A 19,976-nucleotide genomic window follows, 5' to 3' on the forward strand; every position below is an offset into this window, starting at 1 on the left:
CGTGGTTTGGAATTGTGTGTTGGGTAACGAGCGGCGCAGGCCGCGTATCAAACCGCCTGCGTCGGGTAGCGCGCACCCGCGTTCGCCTCGACGGCCTGCAACACCTGCGCGGCCGCCGAGATCGCGATGACCTCGGGCGACTTGTCGACGATGCCGTCGACGCCGAGCGGACATTTCATCCGCGCGATCCGCGCCGGATCGATGCCGCGAGCCGCGAGCCGATGCTCGAACTGCTTGCGCTTGGTATGCGAGCCGATCATGCCGAAGAACGCGAAGTCGCCGCGCCGCAGGATGCGTTCGGCCAGTTCGAGATCGCGCGCGTGGTTGTGCGTCATCACGACGAAGTACGTGTTCGGCGCGGCCTGATCGATCGCCTCGTCGGGTGCGTCGTTCGCGTCGATCCTCACGTTCGCCGCGTGCAGCGCATCGAGCGACGGAAACTGCGCGTCGCGCTCGTCGACCCAGCGCACCATGCAAGGCAGTGTCGCCAGCACGCGCACGAGCGCCGCGCCGACGTGACCGGCGCCGAACAGCACGACGGCGAATTCGCCCGGCGCGATGGTTTCGGTCAGGAGCGCGCTGCTGTCGTCGAAACCGGCGCCGTCCCACAGCAGACAGTCGGCGCCGTCGATGCCGGGCTCGGGTTCGGACAGCATCACCGCATCCGGCGCGGGGCCGAATGATACGCTACGCACCGTCGATTGCCCCGCCGCGAGGCGCTTGGCGAGCGACGTGAGCCAGCCGAGATCGCCGACGTCGAGCCGCTCGAACGCGAGGATCACGGCGCCGCCGCAGCACTGGCCGAGGCTCGGCCCCAGCGCGAAGCGTTCGAGCCGGCGCATGTGCGGCGCGCGCATGCCGTCGCGCAGCACCTGGCGCGCGGTCTCGATCGCCTTCCATTCGAGGTGGCCGCCGCCAATCGTATGCCTGGCCGCCTCGCGCGTGACGATCATCTTCGTGCCGGCTTCGCGCGGCGCCGAACCTTCGACGCGCGCGACCGTCACCAGCACGGCGGCGTCGCCATGCGCGAGCAGATGTTGCAGGTCAGTGAGCCAGGCTTGCATCCGGCGATTCTCCGTGGGGGGCCGCGTGGGGCGTTTCCGCGGCGGGTTGCGTGTTTGTGTCGGTGCTATCGGGGTGCGCGGCGGCTTCGGTCGGATCTGCGTTCTGCGACGCGTTCATCGCACTCAACGTGTCGAGCGCATCGAGTATCGCCTCGGGCGTCGCCGGCGCGCGCAACGGCGGAGCATGTCGCGCGCCCGGCACTGCGGCCGCGATCGCGTCGCGAATCGCGAGAAACACCGAAAACGGCAGCAGCAACGGCGGCTCGCCGACCGCCTTCGAGCGGAACACGGTCGGCTCGGCGTTGCTGTTGTCGTAGAGCCGAACGTGGAACGCGGCGGGCGTGTCGCTGACCGCGGGAATCTTGTATGTCGACGGCGCGTGCGTCATCAGGCGGCCGTCGCGGTTCCACCATAGCTCTTCAGTGGTGAGCCAGCCCATGCCCTGAATGAAGGCGCCTTCGATCTGGCCGAGATCGATCGCCGGATTGATCGACTGGCCCGCGTCGTGCAGCAAGTCCGCGCGCAGGAGCTTCCACTCGCCGGTCAGCGTATCGACGACGACCTCCGACACCGCCGCACCATACGCGAAGTAATAGAACGGATGACCGGTCAGCGACTTCGCATCCCAATGCACTTTCGGCGTCGCGTAGAAGCCGTCCGACCACAACTGCACGCGCGCGAGATACGCGGCGTTGACGAGCTGTTCGAACGGCAGCGCGCCGCCGTTCACCGACACGCTGCCGCGCGCGAATTGCACGTCGTTCGCGTCGCCGCCGAGCTGGCGCACCGCGAGTTCCGCGAGCCGCGAGCGGATCGTCCGCGCGGCGGCTTCGGCGGCCATGCCGTTCAGGTCGCTGCCGGTCGAGGCCGCGGTGGCCGACGTGTTGGCGATCTTCGAGGTATCGGTCGCGGTCACCCGGACGCGCGATAACGGCAAGCCGAACTGATTCGCGACCACCTGCGCGACTTTCGTGTTGAGCCCCTGGCCCATCTCGGTGCCGCCGTGATTGACGAGCACGGAGCTGTCCTTGTACACGTGCACGAGCGCGCCGGCCTGATTCAGGAACGGCACGTTGAACGAGATGCCGAACTTGACCGGCGAAAACGCGAGGCCGCGTTTGAGCACGGGACTCTTCGCATTGAATTCGGCGAGTGCCGCGCGACGCGCGCGGTAGTCACTCGAATCTAGCAGCGCGTCGGTCAGCGGCGCGATGATGTTGTCTTCGACGCGTTGTCCGTACGGCGTCGTATCGCATTCGCCGACGCCGTAGTAATTCGCGAGCCGCACGTCGAGCGGATCGAGCCGCAGCTCGCGCGCGATGCCGTCGAGCAGCACCTCCATCACGAGCGCGCCCTGCGGTCCGCCGAAGCCGCGAAACGCGGTGTTCGACTGCGTATTGGTCTTGCAGCACAGCGCGACGATATCGACGTCGGACAGGTAGTACGCGTTGTCGAAGTGGCACACCGCGCGCGTCGCGACCGCGCCGGACAGATCCGCGGAATAGCCGGCGCGCAATGCGATTTCGACGCGCACGCCAAGCAGGCGGCCTTGCTCGTCAAAGCCCGCTTCGTACTCGTAGACTGCATCGTGGCGCTTGCCGGTGATCAGAAAGTCGTCGTCGCGATCGGCGCGCAGCTTGACCGGGCGACGCAGGCGTTGCGCCGCAAGCGCGGCCACGCACGCGAACAGCGCCGATTGCGATTCCTTGCCGCCGAAGCCGCCGCCCATGCGCCGGCATTCGCAGACGACGTTATGCGCGGGCCAGTCGAGCATGTGCGCGACGACCTGCTGCATTTCGCTCGGATGCTGCGTCGAGCTGTAGACGAGCATGCCGTCCATTTCCTTCGGCACCGCATAGGCGATCTGGCCTTCGAGATAGAACTGCTCCTGGCCGCCGACCTCGAACCTGCCGGCCAGTCGATGCGGCGCGGCGGCGATCTTCGCGTCGGGGTCGCCGCGCCGCAGATGCAGCGGGGGCAGCACGAACTGCTTCGCGGCTTTCGCATCGGCGGCGGTGAGGATCGCGTCGAGCGGCTCGTAGCGAATCACGTCGTCGCTTTTCGCGAGCGCGGCGGCGCGACGTGCGAGTTCGTGGCTCTCGGCGATCACCGCGAAGACCGGCTGGCCGAGATAGAGCACTTCGCCGTCGGCGAGGATCGGATCGTCGTGCAGCACCGGGCCGCAATTGTTTTCGCCGGGGATATCGTCGGCGCTCAACACCGCGATCACGCCGGGCGCGTTTCTCACCGTGTCGAGATCCATCGACACGATGCGCGCATGCGCATGGCGCGACAGGCCGAGCGCCGCGTGCAGCGTGCCGTGCAGCTCGGCGATGTCGTCCGTGTAGGTCGCTTCGCCGCTCACGTGCAGCGCGGCGGATTCGTGCGGCAACGGTACGCCGATCGACGCGTCCTCGCGTTGATCGGCACGCGCGCCCGCGGGTTCGATAAAGGCATCGGTCCGGTTCATCACGGCGACTCCTTCACGACGATTGCGTTGGCCTCGAACGCGAACGCGTTCACGTCGCAGAGCGCGAGCGGCGCGTCGTCGCGCGTTTCGAGGTAGAAGCGCCACAGCAGATTGCGCGCGACCCTCAGCCGATACGCGCTCGACGCGCGCATGTCGGTGAGCGGCTGGTAGTCGGCGGCGAGCGCGTCCATCGCGCGACGGGCCGTCGGTTCGTTCCACGCCGCGCCGTTGAGCGCGGCTTCGGCATGCGCGGCCCGCTTCGGCGTCGCCGCCATGCCGCCGAACGCGACCCGCGCCGCGCGGATCGTGCCATCTTCCGCGACGTGCAGCGCAAACGCCGCGCACACCGCCGAGATGTCCTGGTCGTAACGCTTCGCCACCTTGTAGGTGCGAAACCGCAGCGCGCCGGCCGGGCGAGGCACGCGCAGCGCGCTGACGAATTCGCCTTGCGCGAGCGCGGTCTTCTGATAGCCGAGGTAGAACGCGTCGAGCGGCAGGGTGCGGGTCGTGCGATCGCGGCGCAACTCGACGTCGGCGCCGAGCGCGAGCAGTGCCGGCATCGAATCGCCGATCGGCGAGCCGTTCGCGACGTTGCCGCCGAGCGTGCCCGCATTGCGGATCGGCAGCGATGCGAAGCGCGTCCATAGTTCGGCGAGTTCGGGGTAGTCGGCGGTGAGCGCAGCGTACGCGTCCTCGAGCGTGACCGCCGCACCGATGGTCAGCGTTTGCGCGTCGCGCGCGATCGTCTTCAGTTCCGCGACGTTGCCGGTGTACAGCAGATCGCCGAGATCGCGGAACTGCTTGGTGACCCACAAGCCGACGTCGGTGCTGCCCGCGACGATGCGCGCGTCCGGGTGCTGCGCGCGCAGCGTCGCGAACGCGTCGAGCGTGAGCGGGGCGTGGAAGGTGGGCGAGCCGAAGGTGGCGCCGCGAGTGTCTGGCGCGCTGTATTCGAACGTGTCTTTGCGTTGCAGCGTGCGCAGCGTGGCCGCGATCGCGTCCCGGTCGAGCGCGACGCGCGGATGCTGCGCGTAGTCGAACATCTTCTGCGCGGCGTCGATGATCGGCCGGTAGCCCGTGCAGCGGCACAGATTGCCGGACAGCGCGGCGTCGATTTCATGGCGGGTCGGCAGGCCGGCGCTGACGGGCTGGTTCTCGTAGAGCGCCCACATCGACATGACGAAGCCGGGTGTGCAGAAGCCGCATTGCGAACCGTGGCAGTCGACCAACGCCTGCTGCACCGGATGCAGCGCGCCGTTCGCGGCGCGCAGGTCTTCGACGGTGAAGAGGGCGCGGCCGTCGAGTGTCGGCAGGAACTGGATGCAGGCGTTGACCGCCTTCAACGTGAGGTCGCCGCGCGCATCGAGTTCGCCGATCACGACCGTGCATGCGCCGCAGTCGCCTTCCGCGCAGCCTTCCTTGGTGCCGGTGCAGCGCAAGTCCTCGCGCAGGTGCTGCAGCACGGTGCGCGTCGCCGGCACGCCAGCGACCTCGCGGACGGACCCCTGGTGGTAGAAGCGGATGGTTTGCGTTGTCATGGCGAATCGGAAGACAGTGCGGACCGGGCGCGCGTTACGCATGGGGTCGCAAAAAGCCGGCCTCGCGCACGTAGATCGCCATCCATACCCGAAGATAGCACTACCCCGGCCCGAAAATATTTCCCGTGTCGCATGAAGCTCATGCGGCGGCGGTCATGATCCCGGTACGATTCGCGCCGAGGCGAGAAGTTGCGTGCGCGGAGCGGGGACCGACAGGGACGGCGCGCGATCGCGGAACGTCGCGCAGAAAAAACGCCGGGCTTCGGTGCCCGGCATGGGCAACACGAAGTCCGGCGTCATTGGCGATGCGAATCGGTAGGCGTCCTGGCGGCGAGTTCGGCGCTTCAGGCGGCGTTCGAAGCTCGCTCGGCCAAGTTGCCCGCCGTCAGGACACCCGATGGCGATTGCGCACCAGGCTCAGCACCAGTGCGACGAACGCGAGGATAAACGCGACGCCCGACCACATCGGCAGCGTCAGCCCGAGAATCGGCGGATATGCGGTTTCGCACAGGCCCGCGACCTTGAATACGCTCGGCAGCCAGTGCGCGGGGGGCAGGCTGTCGACCACCGGCTGCAGTGCGTCGAAGCCGCAGCTGAAGCCAGGATTCGCCTGGATGTACACATGGCGCGCCGCGGTCGCGATGCCGGCGAGCGCCGACAGCGCCGCCATCACTTCGAGCAGGCGCACGCCGCGCCAGTGCCTGAAGCGCGCGCCGAGGAATGCGAAGATCGCGATCAGCAGGAAGAAATAGCGCTGGATGATGCACAGCGGGCACGGGTCTTCGTGCAGGCCGAACTGCAGATACAACGCACCGCCCACGAGGGCGAGGCAGATCAGGCCGAGCAAAACCAGCAGGGTGCGCTCGCGGCGCAGTATCGCGGAGTCGTTAGTCATGGATCATCGATTGGTCTGGAGACGAAAGGGCGGGTGCCCGCGATTCTAGCGCGAACCCCGGCCGCGCCACTTATTGCCTGAACATTGGCGCGGCGGCGACCGCGCCGGGCGGCCAACCCCGGCGCGCTTTACCGGATCGCCTTCAGCACTGCCTCGGCCGCGCGGCCGATCGCGAGCAGCGCGTCGTCGGCGTGCGGTGCGCCCGCCAGCATCAGGCCGACCGGCGCGTCGCCGCGCAGATGGCACGGCAGCGACAGCGCGCAGCTATCGAGGAAGTTGAACGCGCTCGGATTGCGCAGGATCAGCGCATTGGTGCGGCCGAACACGTCGTCGTCGTTGAGCAGGTCGGCGAGGCGCGGTGGCACGACCGGCACGGTCGGCGCGACGACCGCGTCGAAACGCTGCCACAGCGTGCGCGCGGCTTCGTCGAGCATCGCGTCGCGCTCGGCGACGAGGTCCAGATAATCGACCGCGCTGGCCGGCTGCCCCTTCATGATGCGCACGAGCACGCGCGGATCGTACTGCTCGCGATGCTTGTCGAGCAGCGGACGATGCCACGCATACGCCTCGATCGACGAAAAGCCGAAGCGGTTGATCTCCGGCAGCCGGTCGAGCGGCGCGAAGCGCACCTCGCTGACGATCGCGCCGGCCGCCTCCAGATGCTTGAGCGCGGTATCGATCGCGCGCGCGACTTCGGGCTCGACGCCGTCGGTCACGAAATTGGTCAGCACGCCGAGGCGCACGCCTTCGAGCGGCCGCGCGGCCGGGATGCGCGGCTCGAGCCCGGCGAGCATCCGGTCGACCAGCGCGCAGCATGCGACCGACACGCCGATCGGCCCGAACGAATCGAGCGTCGACGACAGCGGCACGCCGCCCTGCTTCGGGATGCGCGCGGCGGTCGGCTTGAAGCCGGTCAGCCCGCACAAGGCGGCCGGGATGCGGATCGAGCCGCCGGTGTCGGTGCCGAGCGCGACCGCGGCCATGCCGTCGGCGACCGACGCGCCCGCGCCCGACGACGAGCCGCCCGAAATCCGCTCGTCGCCCTTCACGCCGCGCCGGTACGGCGACAGCGGATGGCCGTAGTGCGGATTCAGGCCGAGTCCGGAAAACGCGAACTCGCTCATGTTGGTCCGCCCGACGATCACGGCGCCGGCCCGCTTCAGACGCGCGACCGCGACCGCGTCGGCCTTCGCGGCGGGCGCGTCGGCGAGCACGACGGAGCCCGCGCGGGTCGGCTGGCCTTCGATGTCGAACAGGTCCTTGACCGACACCGGAATCCCGGCGAGCGGCGACAGCACGGTGCCGGCCGCGCGCAGGCGGTCGTGCGCGTCGGCGGCGGCGCGCGCGGCGTCGGTGTCGACGTGCATGAAGACGGCGGCGCCCTGGCCAGCCGGATCGGCGATCCGGTCCAGTGCGGTTTCGACGAGCGCGCGGCTCGTCGTGCGGCCGGCGGCGAGATCGGCGGCAAGCTGGGCAAGCGGCGGGAAGGGGGCGAATTCAGTGGCCATGATGTCGGTAGAGATCCGGTTGAGCGCAGCGCGGGCGCATGAGCGAAGCAGTGCGGAGCCAAAGGGAAAGGTCCGTCCGCATTGTAGAGCAAGGTTTTGCGGCCGAGCGGCCTGCTACTGGCGGAGCGGCGTGGCACACGAATTCGCCAGAAAGATGGTCGGCTCGTTTGCTACACTGCGCTTTCCATGATTACTGTTTGTAAGGAAAGCGCTCATGCACCATGGCATCGGCTTCATCCAGGATCTGGCCGTCGTGATGGCGCTGGCCGGCGTCGTCACCGTGCTGTTCCATCGCCTGAAGCAGCCGGTGGTGCTCGGCTATATCGCGGCCGGCGTGATCATCGGACCGTATACGCCGCCGTTCCAATTGATCCACGACGAACAGACGATCCAGACGCTCGGCGAGCTGGGCGTCGTGTTCCTGATGTTTTCGCTGGGCCTCGAATTCAGCCTGCGCAAGCTGTTCGAGGTCGGCGCGACGGCGATCGTCGCCGCGCTGTCGGAAATCGTGCTGATGCTGTGGATCGGCTACGAGATCGGCAGCGCGTTCGGCTGGACTCCGATGGACTCGCTGTTCCTCGGCGCGATCCTCGCGATCTCGTCGACGACGATCATCGTGAAGGCGCTGTCCGATCTCGGACTCAAACGCGAAAGCTTCGCGCAGCTCGTGTTCGGCATTCTGATCGTCGAGGACATTCTCGGTATCGCGATGCTCGTGCTGCTGACCGGCATCGCGCAGACCGGGCAGCTGTCGGCCGGGCTCGCGGCCGTCACGCTCGGCAAGCTGCTGCTGTTCGTGACGGTGTCGCTGCTGGTCGGCGTGCTGCTCGTGCCGCGCGCGCTGAACTACGTCGCGCGCACGGGCAGCGACGAGATGATGCTCGTGTCCGTGCTCGGCTTCTGCTTCGGCTTCTGTCTGCTGGTCGTCAAGCTCGATTACAGCATCGCGCTCGGCGCGTTCCTGATCGGCGCGATCATGGCCGAGTCGCGTCATCTGCATCGGATCGAGCATCTGATCGCGCCGCTGCGCGACGCGTTTTCCGCGATCTTCTTCGTGACGATCGGACTGATGCTGAACCCGGCCGTGATGCTCGACTACGCGTGGCCGATCGCCGTGATCACGCTCGCGGTGATCGTCGGCAAGATCGTGTCGTGCGGGCTCGGCACGTTTCTGTCGGGGCAGGACGCGCGCACCTCGATGCGCGTCGGCATGACCGTGTCGCAGATCGGCGAGTTCTCGTTCATCATCGCGACGCTCGGTCTGACGTTGAAGGTGACGAGCGGGTTTCTGTATCCGATCGCGGTCGCCGTGTCGGCATTGACGACGCTGACGACGCCATATCTGATCCGCGTCGCCGATCCGCTCACGCGCCGCATCGGGCAGGCGATGCCCGCCACGTTGTCCAACGTGTTCGGCATGTACGGGCAATGGCTGCGCAGTTTGATCACGGCGCGCGGCGAGCCGACGCTCATCAGCATGACGCGGCGGATCGTATTGCAGATCGCGGTGAATCTCGCGCTCGTCGCGGCTATTTTCCTGGCCGTGTCGTATAGCGCGCCGCATAGCGGCCGGCTGCTCGCGCACTGGCTCGACGACGAGCCGCTGCAACGCGTCGTGCAGTGGAGCGTCGCGCTCGTCGTTTCGCTGCCGTTTCTCGTGGCCGTGTATCGCAAGACCAAGTCGCTCGCGCTGCTGCTCGCCGAAGTCAGCGTGCAGGCGACCACCGCGGGACGCTTCACGAGCGCGCTGCGTCACGCGATCGCCGATCTCGTGCCGATCGTGTCGATGATCGGCGTGTTTCTGCTGGTGGCGGCGCTGTCGGGCAGCATCCTGCCGCCGACTGGCCTGCTCGTCGCGGTGCTCGTGTGCGCCGCGCTGCTGCTCGCACTCGTGTGGCGCTGGTGCGTGAAGATTCATGCGTCGATGCAGATCGCGTTGCGGGAAACCTTCGAAGAGCGGCCGGATCCTTGACTCATCGGGTTCGGTGTAACGCTTCGCAACAATGTGAGCAATTGTGTGCGGGTTTGCGGGGCCTGCAGCACTGACGGATAATCAGGGCATATTCATTCGTTCCCGTGTAAGGCGCCCGTCCGACAGTCATGAGCGAAAACAAACCCGAAAACGCCGGCACGACCGGCAGTCCGCAGCCGGCCTCCCCCGCGCCGAGCAGTGCACCGGCCGAACCGGCCGCCTCGCTTCCTCCGTCGCATGAAGATGCCACCCAGTCGGCCGCCAAAGACACGAGCCCGACGGCCGAGGAGGCGACCGCGAGGTCGTCGACCGACGATCCGCTCAGCGCATCGTCGGTCACGCCCGAAGATCCGCGCACGGCGCGGCTGCGCGACGCGGCCGAGGCGCGCAGCGCCGCCGCCGAATCGACCGCGCGGCAGGAAGCCAAGGTGCACGAGCGCGAAGCGCGGCGCGCTGGTCCGTACGCCGGCGGCGCGACCATGGTGAAACCCGAGCCAGTCGTCAAACCGACGGCGGCCGCCGGCGAGCCGCACGCGGGCGGCATTAGCGCCGCGGACCTCGCCACCGACGACGAAATCGCCACCGAGGCAGCCGCCGCACCCGCGGCGCGTGCGCCCGGCTCGCCGCCGCCCGGTTTCGGCGCGGCACCCGATTTCAGCGCCACGAACCCGCCGCCACCCAACGCGCTGCCGCCGTCGCCACCGCGTTATCTGAAGCAGAGCGACTCCGCGTGGAGCGTGTTCGGCCGCATCATCGCGGCGCGCGCGCGGCAGCTGTTCGATCGCGCGGGGCAGCGGATCACGCAGCGCACGTTGCGCATCGGCGTGTCGGCGCGCATCTTCCACCCGGAACCGGGCGCGAAGGGCTTGCGCGGCAAGACGCTGCAGTATCTGGAGGAGTCGGTCGCGCACTGGGTGATGTCGCGCGACGTGCTGGTGTTCATGATCCCGACCGTTGGTCATCAGGGCATGCTGCACCCGAGCAACATCCGTCTGCGCGACTATGCGAAGCATCTCGATGGCCTGCTGCTGCAAGGCGGCGCCGACGTGTCGCCGCAGACGTATGCGGAATCGGCGACCAGCCACGAATGGCCCGGTGACCGCGTGCGCGACATGTACGAGCTCGAGCTGCTGCACGAGTTCGTCGAATCGGGCAAGCCGGTGCTCGGCGTCTGCCGCGGCTGTCAGCTGATCAATGTCGCGTTCGGCGGCACGCTATATCAGGACATCGCGACCGAAGTGCCCACCGCGAACGCCCACGTCAACGAAAACTACGATCAGCACCGGCACGGCGTGCATTTTCCGGATGGCTCGACGCTGCTGAACATGTTCCCCGGACGGCGCGACGCGATCGTCAACTCGATCCACCATCAGGCGGTAAAGACGCTGGGCCGCGATCTGAATATCGAGGCGGTGTCGGCGTCGGACGGCATCATCGAGGCCGTGCGCTACCGGCGCGCGCCATTCGTGATGGGCGTGCAGTGGCACCCGGAGTTTCATCGCGCGGGCGGCCCGGAGCTTCTCGATTGCACGCCGTTGCTCGATACGTTCCTGCGGGTCGCGCGGGAGACGCGGTTTTAAGCATGGCGGGTTTGCGTTGGCGCGGCGTGCGCGGTCGAGGTTGAGTCCGCGGCGTGGTTGCGCATCGGTCCCGCGCTTTCGCTGTTTTCCGCAGCCCGACGGAGCCATTCCATCCATCTGACACGCTGTCACGTTATGTGGCAGTGCGTTTTCTTCTCTCGAAATAATCAGGAGTGCGAGCTGGGTGGCGTCTTTATTTTGCGACTGTGATTTTGGATGGAGTGGTTCGCTGCGCCAACGTCTATCTCGATTTCGAGCGTGTCCATACAGTGCCCACGAGCTTCGCGTCGCGATAAATCCGCGCGATAATCCAACGTCATTCTCGATCGGCGTGGAGCAGGCACATGAAGTACTCCTTGGTTATCCGGCGCGCTATGTTGCTCGCCGGTGTCTATGCGTTGTGGCATACGGGTGTTGCGGTGGCACAGCAGGACAGCGTGAGCGCGCCGCTGGCGGGCACGCGGCCGGCTCCAGGGGAGTTGGCGCCGCGAGAGGCTGGTCCCCAGTCCGTCGCTGAGCCCGAGGTGTCCGCGAATACGCCCGCCGCCGCGCGCGGCGACGTCGCCGATTTGATCCAGTTGATCCACGACGCGAACCTCAGCGAACTGCGCACGACCTACAACGGCAGCTACGGTGCGAGCCTGTTCTTCCATCCGCCGCGGATGACGTACTACGTCGCGTTGTTTCAGAACAAGCATTTCTGGCGCGTGATCAGGAGCGATTCGGCGGAGCGCGCGGAAGCGATCTACGCCGGTTTCGCGCAGCAGACGCAGCAACTCGCGGACGTCGAGATTCATCGCACGCGGTTGCAGGCGCAGAATGCGTATCTGCAGGGCAGCATCGCGATATCGCAGCAGCAGGCGCAACGGCTGCAGACCGATCTCGACGTCGCCCGCACGCAGCAGGCTAAGGTCGACGACCGGCAGCGGCAGACGCGCGACGAGGCGCTCGCGCTGCGCGCGGAGCGCGACAACGCGCAGGCGCAATTGCGTCAGCTTCAGAGCGCGGTCACGCGCTTGCAGCAGCAGACGGAAGCGGGTTTGCCTGCGTCGAAGTAACGGCGGCGCTCATTGCGCGAATTGTTCCGGGATTTCGGTGACGCGACGCTGCGATATGTGGTTCATCCACTCGGTGCTATTTACCGGCAAATTGTTCGACACGGTGGAGCGCGGCAGCGGCGCGACGTCGAGCAAAGACATCATGGCGAACGTCGTTACATCAGCGTATCCGTCTTCGCCGAGCCGGGTACGAACGCGCGCTTCATGCGATGGGTCATTCGCGGCATGGCGATTTACCGGAAGCGGACGCGTTTGCACGCGAAGCGCACGACGCGGAGGCGATGAGCGAATCGCGTCACGCGGCGTGGACGCATGTCGCGTGGCGGTGCCCTGAGGCAAAGCCACGATGCGCGCGGGTGCGGCGGCGGCCACGTCGACAGGTAATGGCGGAAGCACAGGAGCCGGTGTGACGGCCTCCGCAATCACCGGTGCCTCGGGACTCGCAACCAGATGCTGCGCACGACGCTTTTCTACCGGCGCCGGCGCATCGCGACGGGGCATCAGAGCTTGCGCCGATTTCAGCATGTCGGAGGCCACATGCCGCGGCGCCAGAGGCTGATCGACGATCCACCACGCCAGCACCGCGACGCAGCCGATTACGCCGGCACTCACCGCGACCGTTCGCCGATGCCGCACAGTGCGCCCCTGCGCGATTCGCGGCGAGCGGGCCTTGAGCGGGATTCGCATTGGACCCTGAGGCACCTTCCGTTGCATAGCGGGATGCGCCGCCGTCGCGGTATTCGACGGTTCCCCGGCAGGCTGCGTGGCGTTCGCGACGGGCGTCTCTGCCGGCCGCTTCATGTCAGTTAGCACGCCGGTCAGCACGCCGTCGATCGACACCCACTGCCCATACGACAGCAACTGCTGATCTCTGATGCACACGGTGCGCAGCAGCGCGGCATACAGCGAATCGAGCCCGGTTCGCCAGCGCTGAGCGCCGGACAGCAACGTCCAGTCGCGGCCGAACGGTTCGGGCAGGTGGTCGAGCGCACGGAGATGGGGTAGCGCGAATGCGCCTTCGATTGGGATGAGCGGCGTGCGGGTCATCGGTTTCTTCCGGTGTCTCGGACAGTCACACCGGTGCGGCAGTGACGGAATCTGTACGGGGCCGACGAAGCCATCGGCAACAGAAAATCATGCCTCGAAACTACGTCGTCCACCGTTCAGACGACTCCGAAAACAGGAACACCGCCGGCGCGCGCCGTCCCCGCGACGCCATGCGCTTCACGCACACTCAACCACGGCGTTCAAGCCTTCAACCGGTACACGTAGCGCAACGCGGTGATATCCACGCCGCCCATCTGATCGGGCTCCGCGCCGACCAACTGCCAGCCGTGTCGCTCGTAAAAGCCGATCGCCGCCGTATTGCCCTCGAGCACGTACAGATACAGCTGTGCCTCGCCTTGCGCGCGCGTCCAGTCTACGGCTGCGTGCATCAGTGTTTTGCCGACGCCGATGCCCTGATAACCGGGCAGCGCATGCAGGTTGTCGAGCAGCACGCCCCACGCGGACTCGGGCTGGCGCTCGACACATACGAAGCCGGCCGGCTCGCCGGCCAGCTCGGCGATCAGCACGATGCGGCGCTCGCCGCCCGGCGCGCCGAGACGTGCTTCCCAATAGGCGGCGCGTTCGCGTGTGACTTCGCCGTCGAGGAACGCGTCGGGCAACAGACCGCGATAGGTCGCCTGCCAACTGGCGCTGTGGATCGACGCAATCAGCGCGGCGTCCTCGAGCGCGGCGGGGCGCAGGGAAAGAGCAGGGGTGGTTCGCATCGGCGTAATCGACTGAATGGCCTCGCGCGGACAGTCTACGGCCGCCCGCGGGTGTCGCGCGTAAGCAAACTGTATGCGTTTCGCGTCGACCCTATCAGCAATAACATTACGTGGCATCGGCCCGACATCGAGCTCAGCGTTTACCCTCATATCGAATGAGCGCCGTGAGCAGCAAAATGCGGCGCCCCCGGGCGCACTTGCTTATACCTGCGCGTCCGCCTGCGGCATCCGCTTGCCAAACGCGGTGGATCGTTTCAACTGCCCGCTCGTCACCGTCCGCGTCGATCCGTCCGACAGGGCGGCGGGCCTATCCGAGAGTGTCATGTCTACAGCGACCCACGCCGCTTCCACCACCGAAGAATCCAAGGTCAAGACAGTGTTCCGCGTTGTCAGCGGCAACTTTCTTGAAATGTACGACTTCATGGTCTATGGCTACTACGCTTCCGCGATCGCCAAGACCTACTTTCCTGGCGGCAGCGATTTCGCGTCGCTGATGCTGTCGCTGTCCGTGTTCGGCGCGGGCTTCCTGATGCGTCCGCTCGGCGCGATCGTGCTCGGCGCCTACATCGACCATCACGGCCGTCGCAAAGGCCTGATCCTCACACTGAGCCTGATGGCGCTCGGCACGCTGACGGTCGCGACGATACCGGGCTACGCGACCATCGGGCTCGTGGCGCCCGTGCTGGTGCTGCTCGGCCGGCTGCTGCAAGGCTTCTCCGCCGGCGCTGAGCTCGGCGGCGTGTCGGTGTATCTGTCGGAGATCGCGACGAAGGGCAACAAGGGCTTCTATTGCTCGTGGCAGTCGGGCAGCCAGCAGGTCGCGGTGGTATTCGCCGCGCTGATCGGCGTGATGCTCAACAAGATTCTGCCTGCCGAGCAGATGTTCGCGTGGGGCTGGCGCGTGCCGTTCCTGATCGGCTGTCTGATCGTGCCGTTCCTGTTCATCATCCGCCGCTCGCTGCAGGAAACCGAGGAGTTCACGGCGCGCAAGCATCGTCCGAGCGTGGGCGAGATCCTGAAGTCGATGCTCGCGAACTACCCGATCGTGCTGGGCGGCATGGGCATGGTCGTCATGACGACCGTGTCGTTCTACATGATCACCGCTTACACGCCGACCTTCGGCAGGGAAGTGCTGAAGCTGTCGGCGATCGACGCGCTCGTCGTCACCGTCTGCGTCGGTATCTCGAATCTGATCTGGCTGCCGTTGTCCGGCGCGTTGTCGGACCGCATCGGCCGCCGTCCGGTGCTGCTCGCGTTCACGATCCTGACGATCCTCACCGCGTATCCGGCGCTGCAATGGCTCGTCGCCGAACCGTCGTTCGCGCGTCTGCTCGCCGTGCAGCTGTGGTTGTCGTTCCTGTACGGCTGCTACAACGGCGCGATGGTCGTCGCGCTGACCGAAGTGATGCCGGTCGAAGTGCGAACCGCTGGCTTCTCGCTCGCGTACAGTCTCGCGACGACGATCGGCGGCTTCACGCCGGCCATCGCCACGCTGCTGATCCACGTGACCAGCAACAAGGCGGCGCCGGGCCTGGTCCTCGGCGTGGCGGCAATCTGCGGTCTGCTCGCGACGCTGTTCCTGTATCGCACGCCGGAGTCACGCAATCAGTATCGGGCGGCCTGACGGTTCACTTCGTGTTCTGAAAACAAAAGACCCCGCGCTAGCGGGGTCTTTTGTTTGCGGCGCGTGGTCTGTGGCTACCCGTGCCGCAATTCGTTAGCGACCACCTCGACGACTTCATCCCACGCGCCCGGCCGCGGCTGACGCACGAGCGTCGCGCCGGGATACCACGGGCTGCGCGTGTCGCCGTCGAACCAGCGCCAGTCGGCGGCGAACGGCAGCATCAGCCACAGCGGCTTGCGCAGCGCGCCCGCGAGGTGCGCGATCGACGTGTCGATCGACACCACCGCGTCGAGCCGCTCGACGATCGCCGCGGTATCCGCGAAATCATCGATACGGTGGTCGAAGCGGTGGATCGCGGCCGCGCGCGGATGCGCGTCGAGCGCCGCGCGGTCGTCCTCGGACAGATCGGGCTGCAACACGATCCAGTCGATGCCATCCAGTGCGAACAGCGGCTCCAACGCGGCGAGCGGCATCGTGCGGGTTTCGTTGCGCTGGATGCGCCCCGACCATGCGAGCCCGATCTTGCGCTTCGCCTGACCGCCGAGCGAGCCGCGCCATTTGCGGCCATAGGCCGGCGGCACGCTCAGATAGGGCGTGCGCGCGTCAATCGTGTCGTAGCGCGTGCCGAGCGCTAGCGGCAGGCTCAAGAGCGGAATCTGCAGATCGGCGGCGGGGCGCGGCTGGCCCTGCGCGATCAGCGAGACGCGCCATGCCTGCGCGACGGGCGCGAAGAGCGGCACCAACTGCGGCTGCACTTCCAGCACGACGCGCGCGGCGCGAAGCGCTGCGAGCGGTACGAAGCGCACGAACTGCAGCGTGTCGCCGAAACCCTGTTCGGCATGGATCAGCAGCGTGTATTTTTCGATCGACTCGCCGTGCCAGCGCGGCAACGTCTGGATCACCGGTTGCGCGACGGTTTGCAAGCGCCATTCGTATTCGGGCAGCCCGCGCTCGAAGTCGCGCATCGCGAGCCACGCGAGCGCACGGTTCATGTGCGCGGACGCGAGATCAGGGCGCAGCCGCAACGCCTGATCGAGCGCGCGCACCGCGGCCGCGTGCGCGCCGAGCGCCTGGTGCGCGGTGCCGAGCGCAAGCCACGCGAGCGCGAATTGCGGATCGAGCCCGACCGCGCGCTCCAGATACGGCAGCGCCTGTTCGGCACGGCCGAGCGCCGCGAGCGCGTTGCCCATGCCATAGATCGCCGGCGGCAGGTTCGGCTGCAGACGCAGCGCCGCTTCAAATGACGCGACTGCCCGCGCATGGCGGCCGGTCGCATCGAACGTATTCGCGAGATTGAAGTGCGCGGCGACGAAGCGCGGCTCGGCGGCGAGCGCAGCCTCGAAGCAGGGCACCGCCTCGTTCGGTCGATCGAGCGCGTTCAGCGACATGCCCATGTTGTTCAGCGCGCCCGCGTGACCGGGGCGCAGCTCGAGCGCGCGCCGGAACGACGCGATCGCGTCCGCGTGACGGCCGAGCGCGTGCAGCGCGTTGCCGAGATTGTTGTGCGACGACGCGTCGTTCGGCTGCAGGCGCAGCGAACGTTCGAACGCATCGGCGGCGTCTTCGTGACGGCCTTGCGACGCGTACGCGTTGCCGAGGTTGTAGTGCGCCATCGGGAAGGTCGGCGCGAGCGTCAGCGCGTTGCGGAACTGCTCGATCGCGGCGTCGATCTGGCCGAGCGCCTTCAGCGCATTGCCGAGGTTCAGCTGCAGCGCCGCGTCTTCGGGGCGCAGATCGACCGCGCGCCGCACCAGCGCCTCGGCTTCGGCGTGCTGGCCCTGCTGGTGGCGCAGCACGCCGAGCAGATGCAGCGCGTCGACGTGGCTGGGGTCGTGGTCGAGCGTGGCGCGGTAGCCGCGTTCGGCGTCGTCGAGGCGGCCGTCACGATGCGCCGCGAACGCGCGGTCAAATACAGGTTGCATGACGGGGAGGGCATTTGGATCAATCAGACTGAGGGCGCATTTTCCCATACTTGCGCGAGCGGCCCGGATTTGCGCGGAGCGTGAGTTCATGGGCAACGACGGATGGACCCCCCGCGCGACCCGTCTTGCCGACGCGCGATTGATGCAGCGCACCCGTGTGCGCAAGAGCGGCGGCGTACACTAGGGTCTGTTTACATATGGAACGCACGTGCGTTGCCGCGAGAAGGGCCGCTCGCAAGGATTGCGACGCCGCGAATGCTCGACGTATTCGCAAGGAGCATGACGCAGCGAGCGGCCCTTCTCGCGGCAACCCCAGTTCTGAATTTCATTCCAGGGGAATGCCCGCTATCGGCCGCATGGCGGCGTCGCGCGTCGCTCACGTGGCGCGGCCACGCAGCGCTCCTTACTCCTTGCCCTGCGGCCGATAGCGGGCATTCGCACGTGCGTTCCATATGTAAACAGACCCTAGAACGCATTGTTGCCTCCGGAGTTCCGCATGGACGCTGCCGCCTACGACGCGTCGCCGGTGCTGATCGTCGGGGCCGGTCCCACCGGACTTGCCGCAGCGATGAGTCTCGCGCGCGCCCACATCCCCGTGCGCCTGATCGACAAGGCGCCGCAGCCGAACCCTTACTCGCGCGCGATCGGCATTCAGGCACGCACGCTCGAACTGCTCGAGCAGCATCGGCTGATCGAACCGTTTCTGGAGCTCGGCCATCGCGCGCGCGTGGCGAATCTGTTTTCGAACGGCATGCGGCTTGCGCAGCTCGATTTCGACCCGTTGCACACGCGTTATCCCTATCTGCTGTTTCTCGACCAGTCGGTGACCGAGCGGCTCCTGACCGAGCATCTGGCGACGCTCGGCGTGAAGGTCGAGCGCGGCGTCGAGCTCGTGGCGTTCATGCAAGGCTCCGCGAGCGTTCAGGCGACCTTGCGCCGCGCGGACGGCCGCACGGAAGCCATGCGCCCGTCGTATCTGATCGCGGCCGATGGCGCGCACAGTTCGATTCGCCATCGCCTCGACCTGAACTTCGAGGGCAAGACCTTCGACCAGACCTTTCTGCTCGCCGACCTGCACGCCGAAACCGACTGGCCCGACGACGAGTTCCATATCTTCGCGTCGGGCGATGGTCTCGTCGCGCTGTTTCCGATGGGCCACGGCCGCCATCGTCTGATCGCCGATCATGCGGTCGAGCCGTCCGGCAGCGCCGCGCCGCCGGCCCCCGCGGTGCTCGGCGAGCCGCCGCTGGAGCGGGCGCCGGCGCCGTCGCTCGAACAATGCAAGGCGCTGATCGCGCGACGCGTGCGCGAGCGCGTCGACGTGTCGGAGCTGGCGTGGTCGGCGTACTTCCACGTGAACAGCCGGATGGTCGACCGGCTGCGCGTGGGCCGCATCTTCCTCGCCGGCGATGCCGCGCACGTACACAGCCCCGCGGCCGCACAAGGCATGAACACCGGCATCCAGGAAGCGCTCAATCTCGGCTGGAAGCTCGCGCGCGTGATCGGCGGCGCGGCGCCGGATCGCCTGCTCGACACGTATCACGCCGAGCGACATCCGATCGAGCGCGAGGTGCTGCGGCAGACCGGTTTCATCACGCAGATGGCCGAGGCCGATCACGGACCGATGAAGCTGCTGCGCGAGCACGTGATGCCGGTGCTGGCCGCGTTCGGTCCGCTGCGCGATGCCGCACGCGCGACGATCAGCGAGCTGTCGATCCAGTACCGGCGCAGTCCGCTGACGCTCGAACGCGTGCTCGACGGCGGCCCGCGCGCGGGCGAGCGCGCACCCGATGCGCTCGTGCACGTCGTCGATGGTCCGCTGGGGCGCGCGCCGGGCGTCGGCTGCATTTTCGATCTGCACGATCCGGCGTTCTTCTCGCTGTTTCTGCTGTTGCCGCCGCTGCCCGTCGATGACACGCCGCTCGATCCCGCCGCCAAACATGCACCGCCGCCGGACCCCGAAGTAGAAAAGCTCGCCGCCGAGGTCGAGCGGCTGCTGCCGAACGCGGTGCGAATCTGGCGCGTCACCGATACGAGCGGCGACGGCGGCCCGGCGTTGTCCGAATCGTATGGGCGCACGCGGCCGTCGTTTTATCTGGTGCGGCCCGACGGCTACATCAGCGCGCGCGGACGCACCGGCTCGGACCTGCACGGTCTCGTACGGCACTGCGAAGCGTGGTTTACGGTTGGGGGAGAGATCTCGGAACAGGCGACGTTGTGATTGGCGCCGCCTGTTGCGTGGCATGGGCACGCACGCGGCAGCGGATCGCGCCGCCGCGCCTGGGTGATTGGGGAAACCGCCCGAGCCTAAGCCGCCGGCGCCTGGGCCGGCGCCGGCGTCAACTTCTCGCGATACCTGACGATCGCCTCGCGCGTGAAGTCCGATAGCGCGATGTCATACGTGTCCGGCGCTTCGTCGAGCGTCGCGAGCAGCGCGCGCCGCATGCGCGGCTCCCAGAAGCGGCGGATGTGTTCGGCGACGCCGGTCAGCGCTTCCTCGTGGTCGGGCATCGACTCGAAGAAGTCGCCGATCCGGTTCGCCATGTCGATCAGATTCCGATTGTCCATGGCTC

At 67.3% G+C, this 19,976-nt stretch carries 14 protein-coding genes; 5 read left to right on the forward strand and 9 right to left on the reverse strand.

The features are described 5' to 3' along the window. Nucleotides 1-47 precede the first annotated feature (47 nt). From xdhC to HDG33_RS13135, 5 genes are all read right to left on the reverse strand, one after another. Nucleotides 48-1,064 carry a xanthine dehydrogenase accessory protein XdhC gene (gene xdhC / locus HDG33_RS13115; protein ID WP_184027587.1) on the reverse strand — a complete coding sequence of 339 codons (1,017 nt, stop codon included), beginning with the start codon at nucleotides 1,062-1,064 and terminating at the stop codon, nucleotides 48-50. After that, nucleotides 1,045-3,534 carry a xanthine dehydrogenase molybdopterin binding subunit gene (gene xdhB, locus HDG33_RS13120; protein ID WP_184027589.1) on the reverse strand — a complete coding sequence of 830 codons (2,490 nt, stop codon included), beginning with the start codon at nucleotides 3,532-3,534 and terminating at the stop codon, nucleotides 1,045-1,047. The genes xdhC and xdhB overlap by 20 nt, the downstream gene beginning before the upstream one ends. Beyond that, nucleotides 3,534-5,072 carry a xanthine dehydrogenase small subunit gene (gene xdhA / locus HDG33_RS13125; protein WP_184027592.1) on the reverse strand — a complete coding sequence of 513 codons (1,539 nt, stop codon included), beginning with the start codon at nucleotides 5,070-5,072 and terminating at the stop codon, nucleotides 3,534-3,536. Before xdhA ends, xdhB begins: the two co-directional genes overlap by 1 nt. A gap of 385 nt (nucleotides 5,073-5,457) precedes the next feature. After that, a complete protein-coding gene (locus HDG33_RS13130; protein WP_184027595.1) occupies nucleotides 5,458-5,967 on the reverse strand; it encodes a disulfide bond formation protein B in 510 nt (169 codons plus the stop codon). A 128-nt stretch (nucleotides 5,968-6,095) separates the two neighbouring features. Beyond that, the gene (locus tag HDG33_RS13135; protein ID WP_184027598.1) at nucleotides 6,096-7,475 is read right to left on the reverse strand and encodes an amidase; all 1,380 of its coding nucleotides are present in this window, start codon (nucleotides 7,473-7,475) and stop codon (nucleotides 6,096-6,098) included. 214 nt (nucleotides 7,476-7,689) lie between these two features. Between HDG33_RS13135 and HDG33_RS13140 the strand changes: the two genes are divergently transcribed. The 3 genes from HDG33_RS13140 to HDG33_RS13150 all read left to right on the forward strand — a co-directional run bounded on the left by HDG33_RS13140 (nucleotide 7,690) and on the right by HDG33_RS13150 (nucleotide 12,085). Further along, nucleotides 7,690-9,447, forward strand: coding sequence for a cation:proton antiporter (locus tag HDG33_RS13140; protein ID WP_184027601.1), 1,758 nt, complete (start codon nucleotides 7,690-7,692; stop codon nucleotides 9,445-9,447). 128 nt (nucleotides 9,448-9,575) lie between these two features. Then, a complete protein-coding gene (locus HDG33_RS13145) occupies nucleotides 9,576-11,027 on the forward strand; it encodes a gamma-glutamyl-gamma-aminobutyrate hydrolase family protein (RefSeq protein WP_184027604.1) in 1,452 nt (483 codons plus the stop codon). Between the two features lie 344 nt (nucleotides 11,028-11,371). Further along, entirely contained in the window at nucleotides 11,372-12,085 is a 714-nt protein-coding gene (locus HDG33_RS13150; protein WP_184027607.1) for a DUF2968 domain-containing protein, read from the forward strand. Between the two features lie 9 nt (nucleotides 12,086-12,094). Here the strand turns inward: HDG33_RS13150 and HDG33_RS13155 are convergent, their stop codons facing one another. Beyond that, nucleotides 12,095-13,132, reverse strand: a complete 1,038-nt coding sequence (locus HDG33_RS13155; protein ID WP_184027610.1) for a hypothetical protein — start codon at nucleotides 13,130-13,132, stop codon at nucleotides 12,095-12,097. A gap of 200 nt (nucleotides 13,133-13,332) precedes the next feature. After that, the gene (locus tag HDG33_RS13160) at nucleotides 13,333-13,857 is read right to left on the reverse strand and encodes a GNAT family N-acetyltransferase (RefSeq protein WP_184027613.1); all 525 of its coding nucleotides are present in this window, start codon (nucleotides 13,855-13,857) and stop codon (nucleotides 13,333-13,335) included. A 322-nt stretch (nucleotides 13,858-14,179) separates the two neighbouring features. Between HDG33_RS13160 and HDG33_RS13165 the strand changes: the two genes are divergently transcribed. Continuing rightward, the gene (locus tag HDG33_RS13165) at nucleotides 14,180-15,481 is read left to right on the forward strand and encodes an MFS transporter (protein ID WP_184027616.1); all 1,302 of its coding nucleotides are present in this window, start codon (nucleotides 14,180-14,182) and stop codon (nucleotides 15,479-15,481) included. Between the two features lie 74 nt (nucleotides 15,482-15,555). Here the strand turns inward: HDG33_RS13165 and HDG33_RS13170 are convergent, their stop codons facing one another. Continuing rightward, nucleotides 15,556-17,403, reverse strand: a complete 1,848-nt coding sequence (locus HDG33_RS13170; protein WP_184027619.1) for a tetratricopeptide repeat protein — start codon at nucleotides 17,401-17,403, stop codon at nucleotides 15,556-15,558. 496 nt (nucleotides 17,404-17,899) lie between these two features. Here HDG33_RS13170 and HDG33_RS13175 point away from each other — a divergent pair, with 496 nt between their 5' ends. Continuing rightward, nucleotides 17,900-19,624 (forward strand): FAD-dependent monooxygenase, encoded by a 1,725-nt coding sequence (locus HDG33_RS13175; RefSeq protein ID WP_184027623.1) that lies wholly within the window; start codon nucleotides 17,900-17,902, stop codon nucleotides 19,622-19,624. Between the two features lie 86 nt (nucleotides 19,625-19,710). Here the strand turns inward: HDG33_RS13175 and HDG33_RS13180 are convergent, their stop codons facing one another. Next, on the reverse strand, nucleotides 19,711-19,971 hold the full coding sequence (locus tag HDG33_RS13180; protein WP_184027626.1) for a formate dehydrogenase subunit delta: 261 nt from the start codon (nucleotides 19,969-19,971) through the stop codon (nucleotides 19,711-19,713). Nucleotides 19,972-19,976 lie beyond the last annotated feature (5 nt).

This window comes from Paraburkholderia sp. Cpub6 (genome assembly GCF_014201065.1).
In the GTDB taxonomy this organism is placed as follows: domain Bacteria; phylum Pseudomonadota; class Gammaproteobacteria; order Burkholderiales; family Burkholderiaceae; genus Paraburkholderia; species Paraburkholderia tuberum.

Coding starts and splice junctions, on each gene's coding strand:
- HDG33_RS13150 (WP_184027607.1), top strand. CDS start 11,372: ATGAAGTACTCCTTGGTTATCCGGCGCGCTATGTTGCTCGCCGGTGTC.
- xdhA (WP_184027592.1), bottom strand. CDS start 5,072: ATGACAACGCAAACCATCCGCTTCTACCACCAGGGGTCCGTCCGCGAG.
- HDG33_RS13175 (WP_184027623.1), top strand. CDS start 17,900: ATGGACGCTGCCGCCTACGACGCGTCGCCGGTGCTGATCGTCGGGGCC.
- HDG33_RS13145 (WP_184027604.1), top strand. CDS start 9,576: ATGAGCGAAAACAAACCCGAAAACGCCGGCACGACCGGCAGTCCGCAG.
- xdhC (WP_184027587.1), bottom strand. CDS start 1,064: ATGCAAGCCTGGCTCACTGACCTGCAACATCTGCTCGCGCATGGCGAC.
- HDG33_RS13155 (WP_184027610.1), bottom strand. CDS start 13,132: ATGACCCGCACGCCGCTCATCCCAATCGAAGGCGCATTCGCGCTACCC.
- xdhB (WP_184027589.1), bottom strand. CDS start 3,534: ATGAACCGGACCGATGCCTTTATCGAACCCGCGGGCGCGCGTGCCGAT.
- HDG33_RS13135 (WP_184027598.1), bottom strand. CDS start 7,475: ATGGCCACTGAATTCGCCCCCTTCCCGCCGCTTGCCCAGCTTGCCGCC.
- HDG33_RS13180 (WP_184027626.1), bottom strand. CDS start 19,971: ATGGACAATCGGAATCTGATCGACATGGCGAACCGGATCGGCGACTTC.
- HDG33_RS13170 (WP_184027619.1), bottom strand. CDS start 17,403: ATGCAACCTGTATTTGACCGCGCGTTCGCGGCGCATCGTGACGGCCGC.
- HDG33_RS13160 (WP_184027613.1), bottom strand. CDS start 13,857: ATGCGAACCACCCCTGCTCTTTCCCTGCGCCCCGCCGCGCTCGAGGAC.
- HDG33_RS13130 (WP_184027595.1), bottom strand. CDS start 5,967: ATGACTAACGACTCCGCGATACTGCGCCGCGAGCGCACCCTGCTGGTT.
- HDG33_RS13140 (WP_184027601.1), top strand. CDS start 7,690: ATGCACCATGGCATCGGCTTCATCCAGGATCTGGCCGTCGTGATGGCG.
- HDG33_RS13165 (WP_184027616.1), top strand. CDS start 14,180: ATGTCTACAGCGACCCACGCCGCTTCCACCACCGAAGAATCCAAGGTC.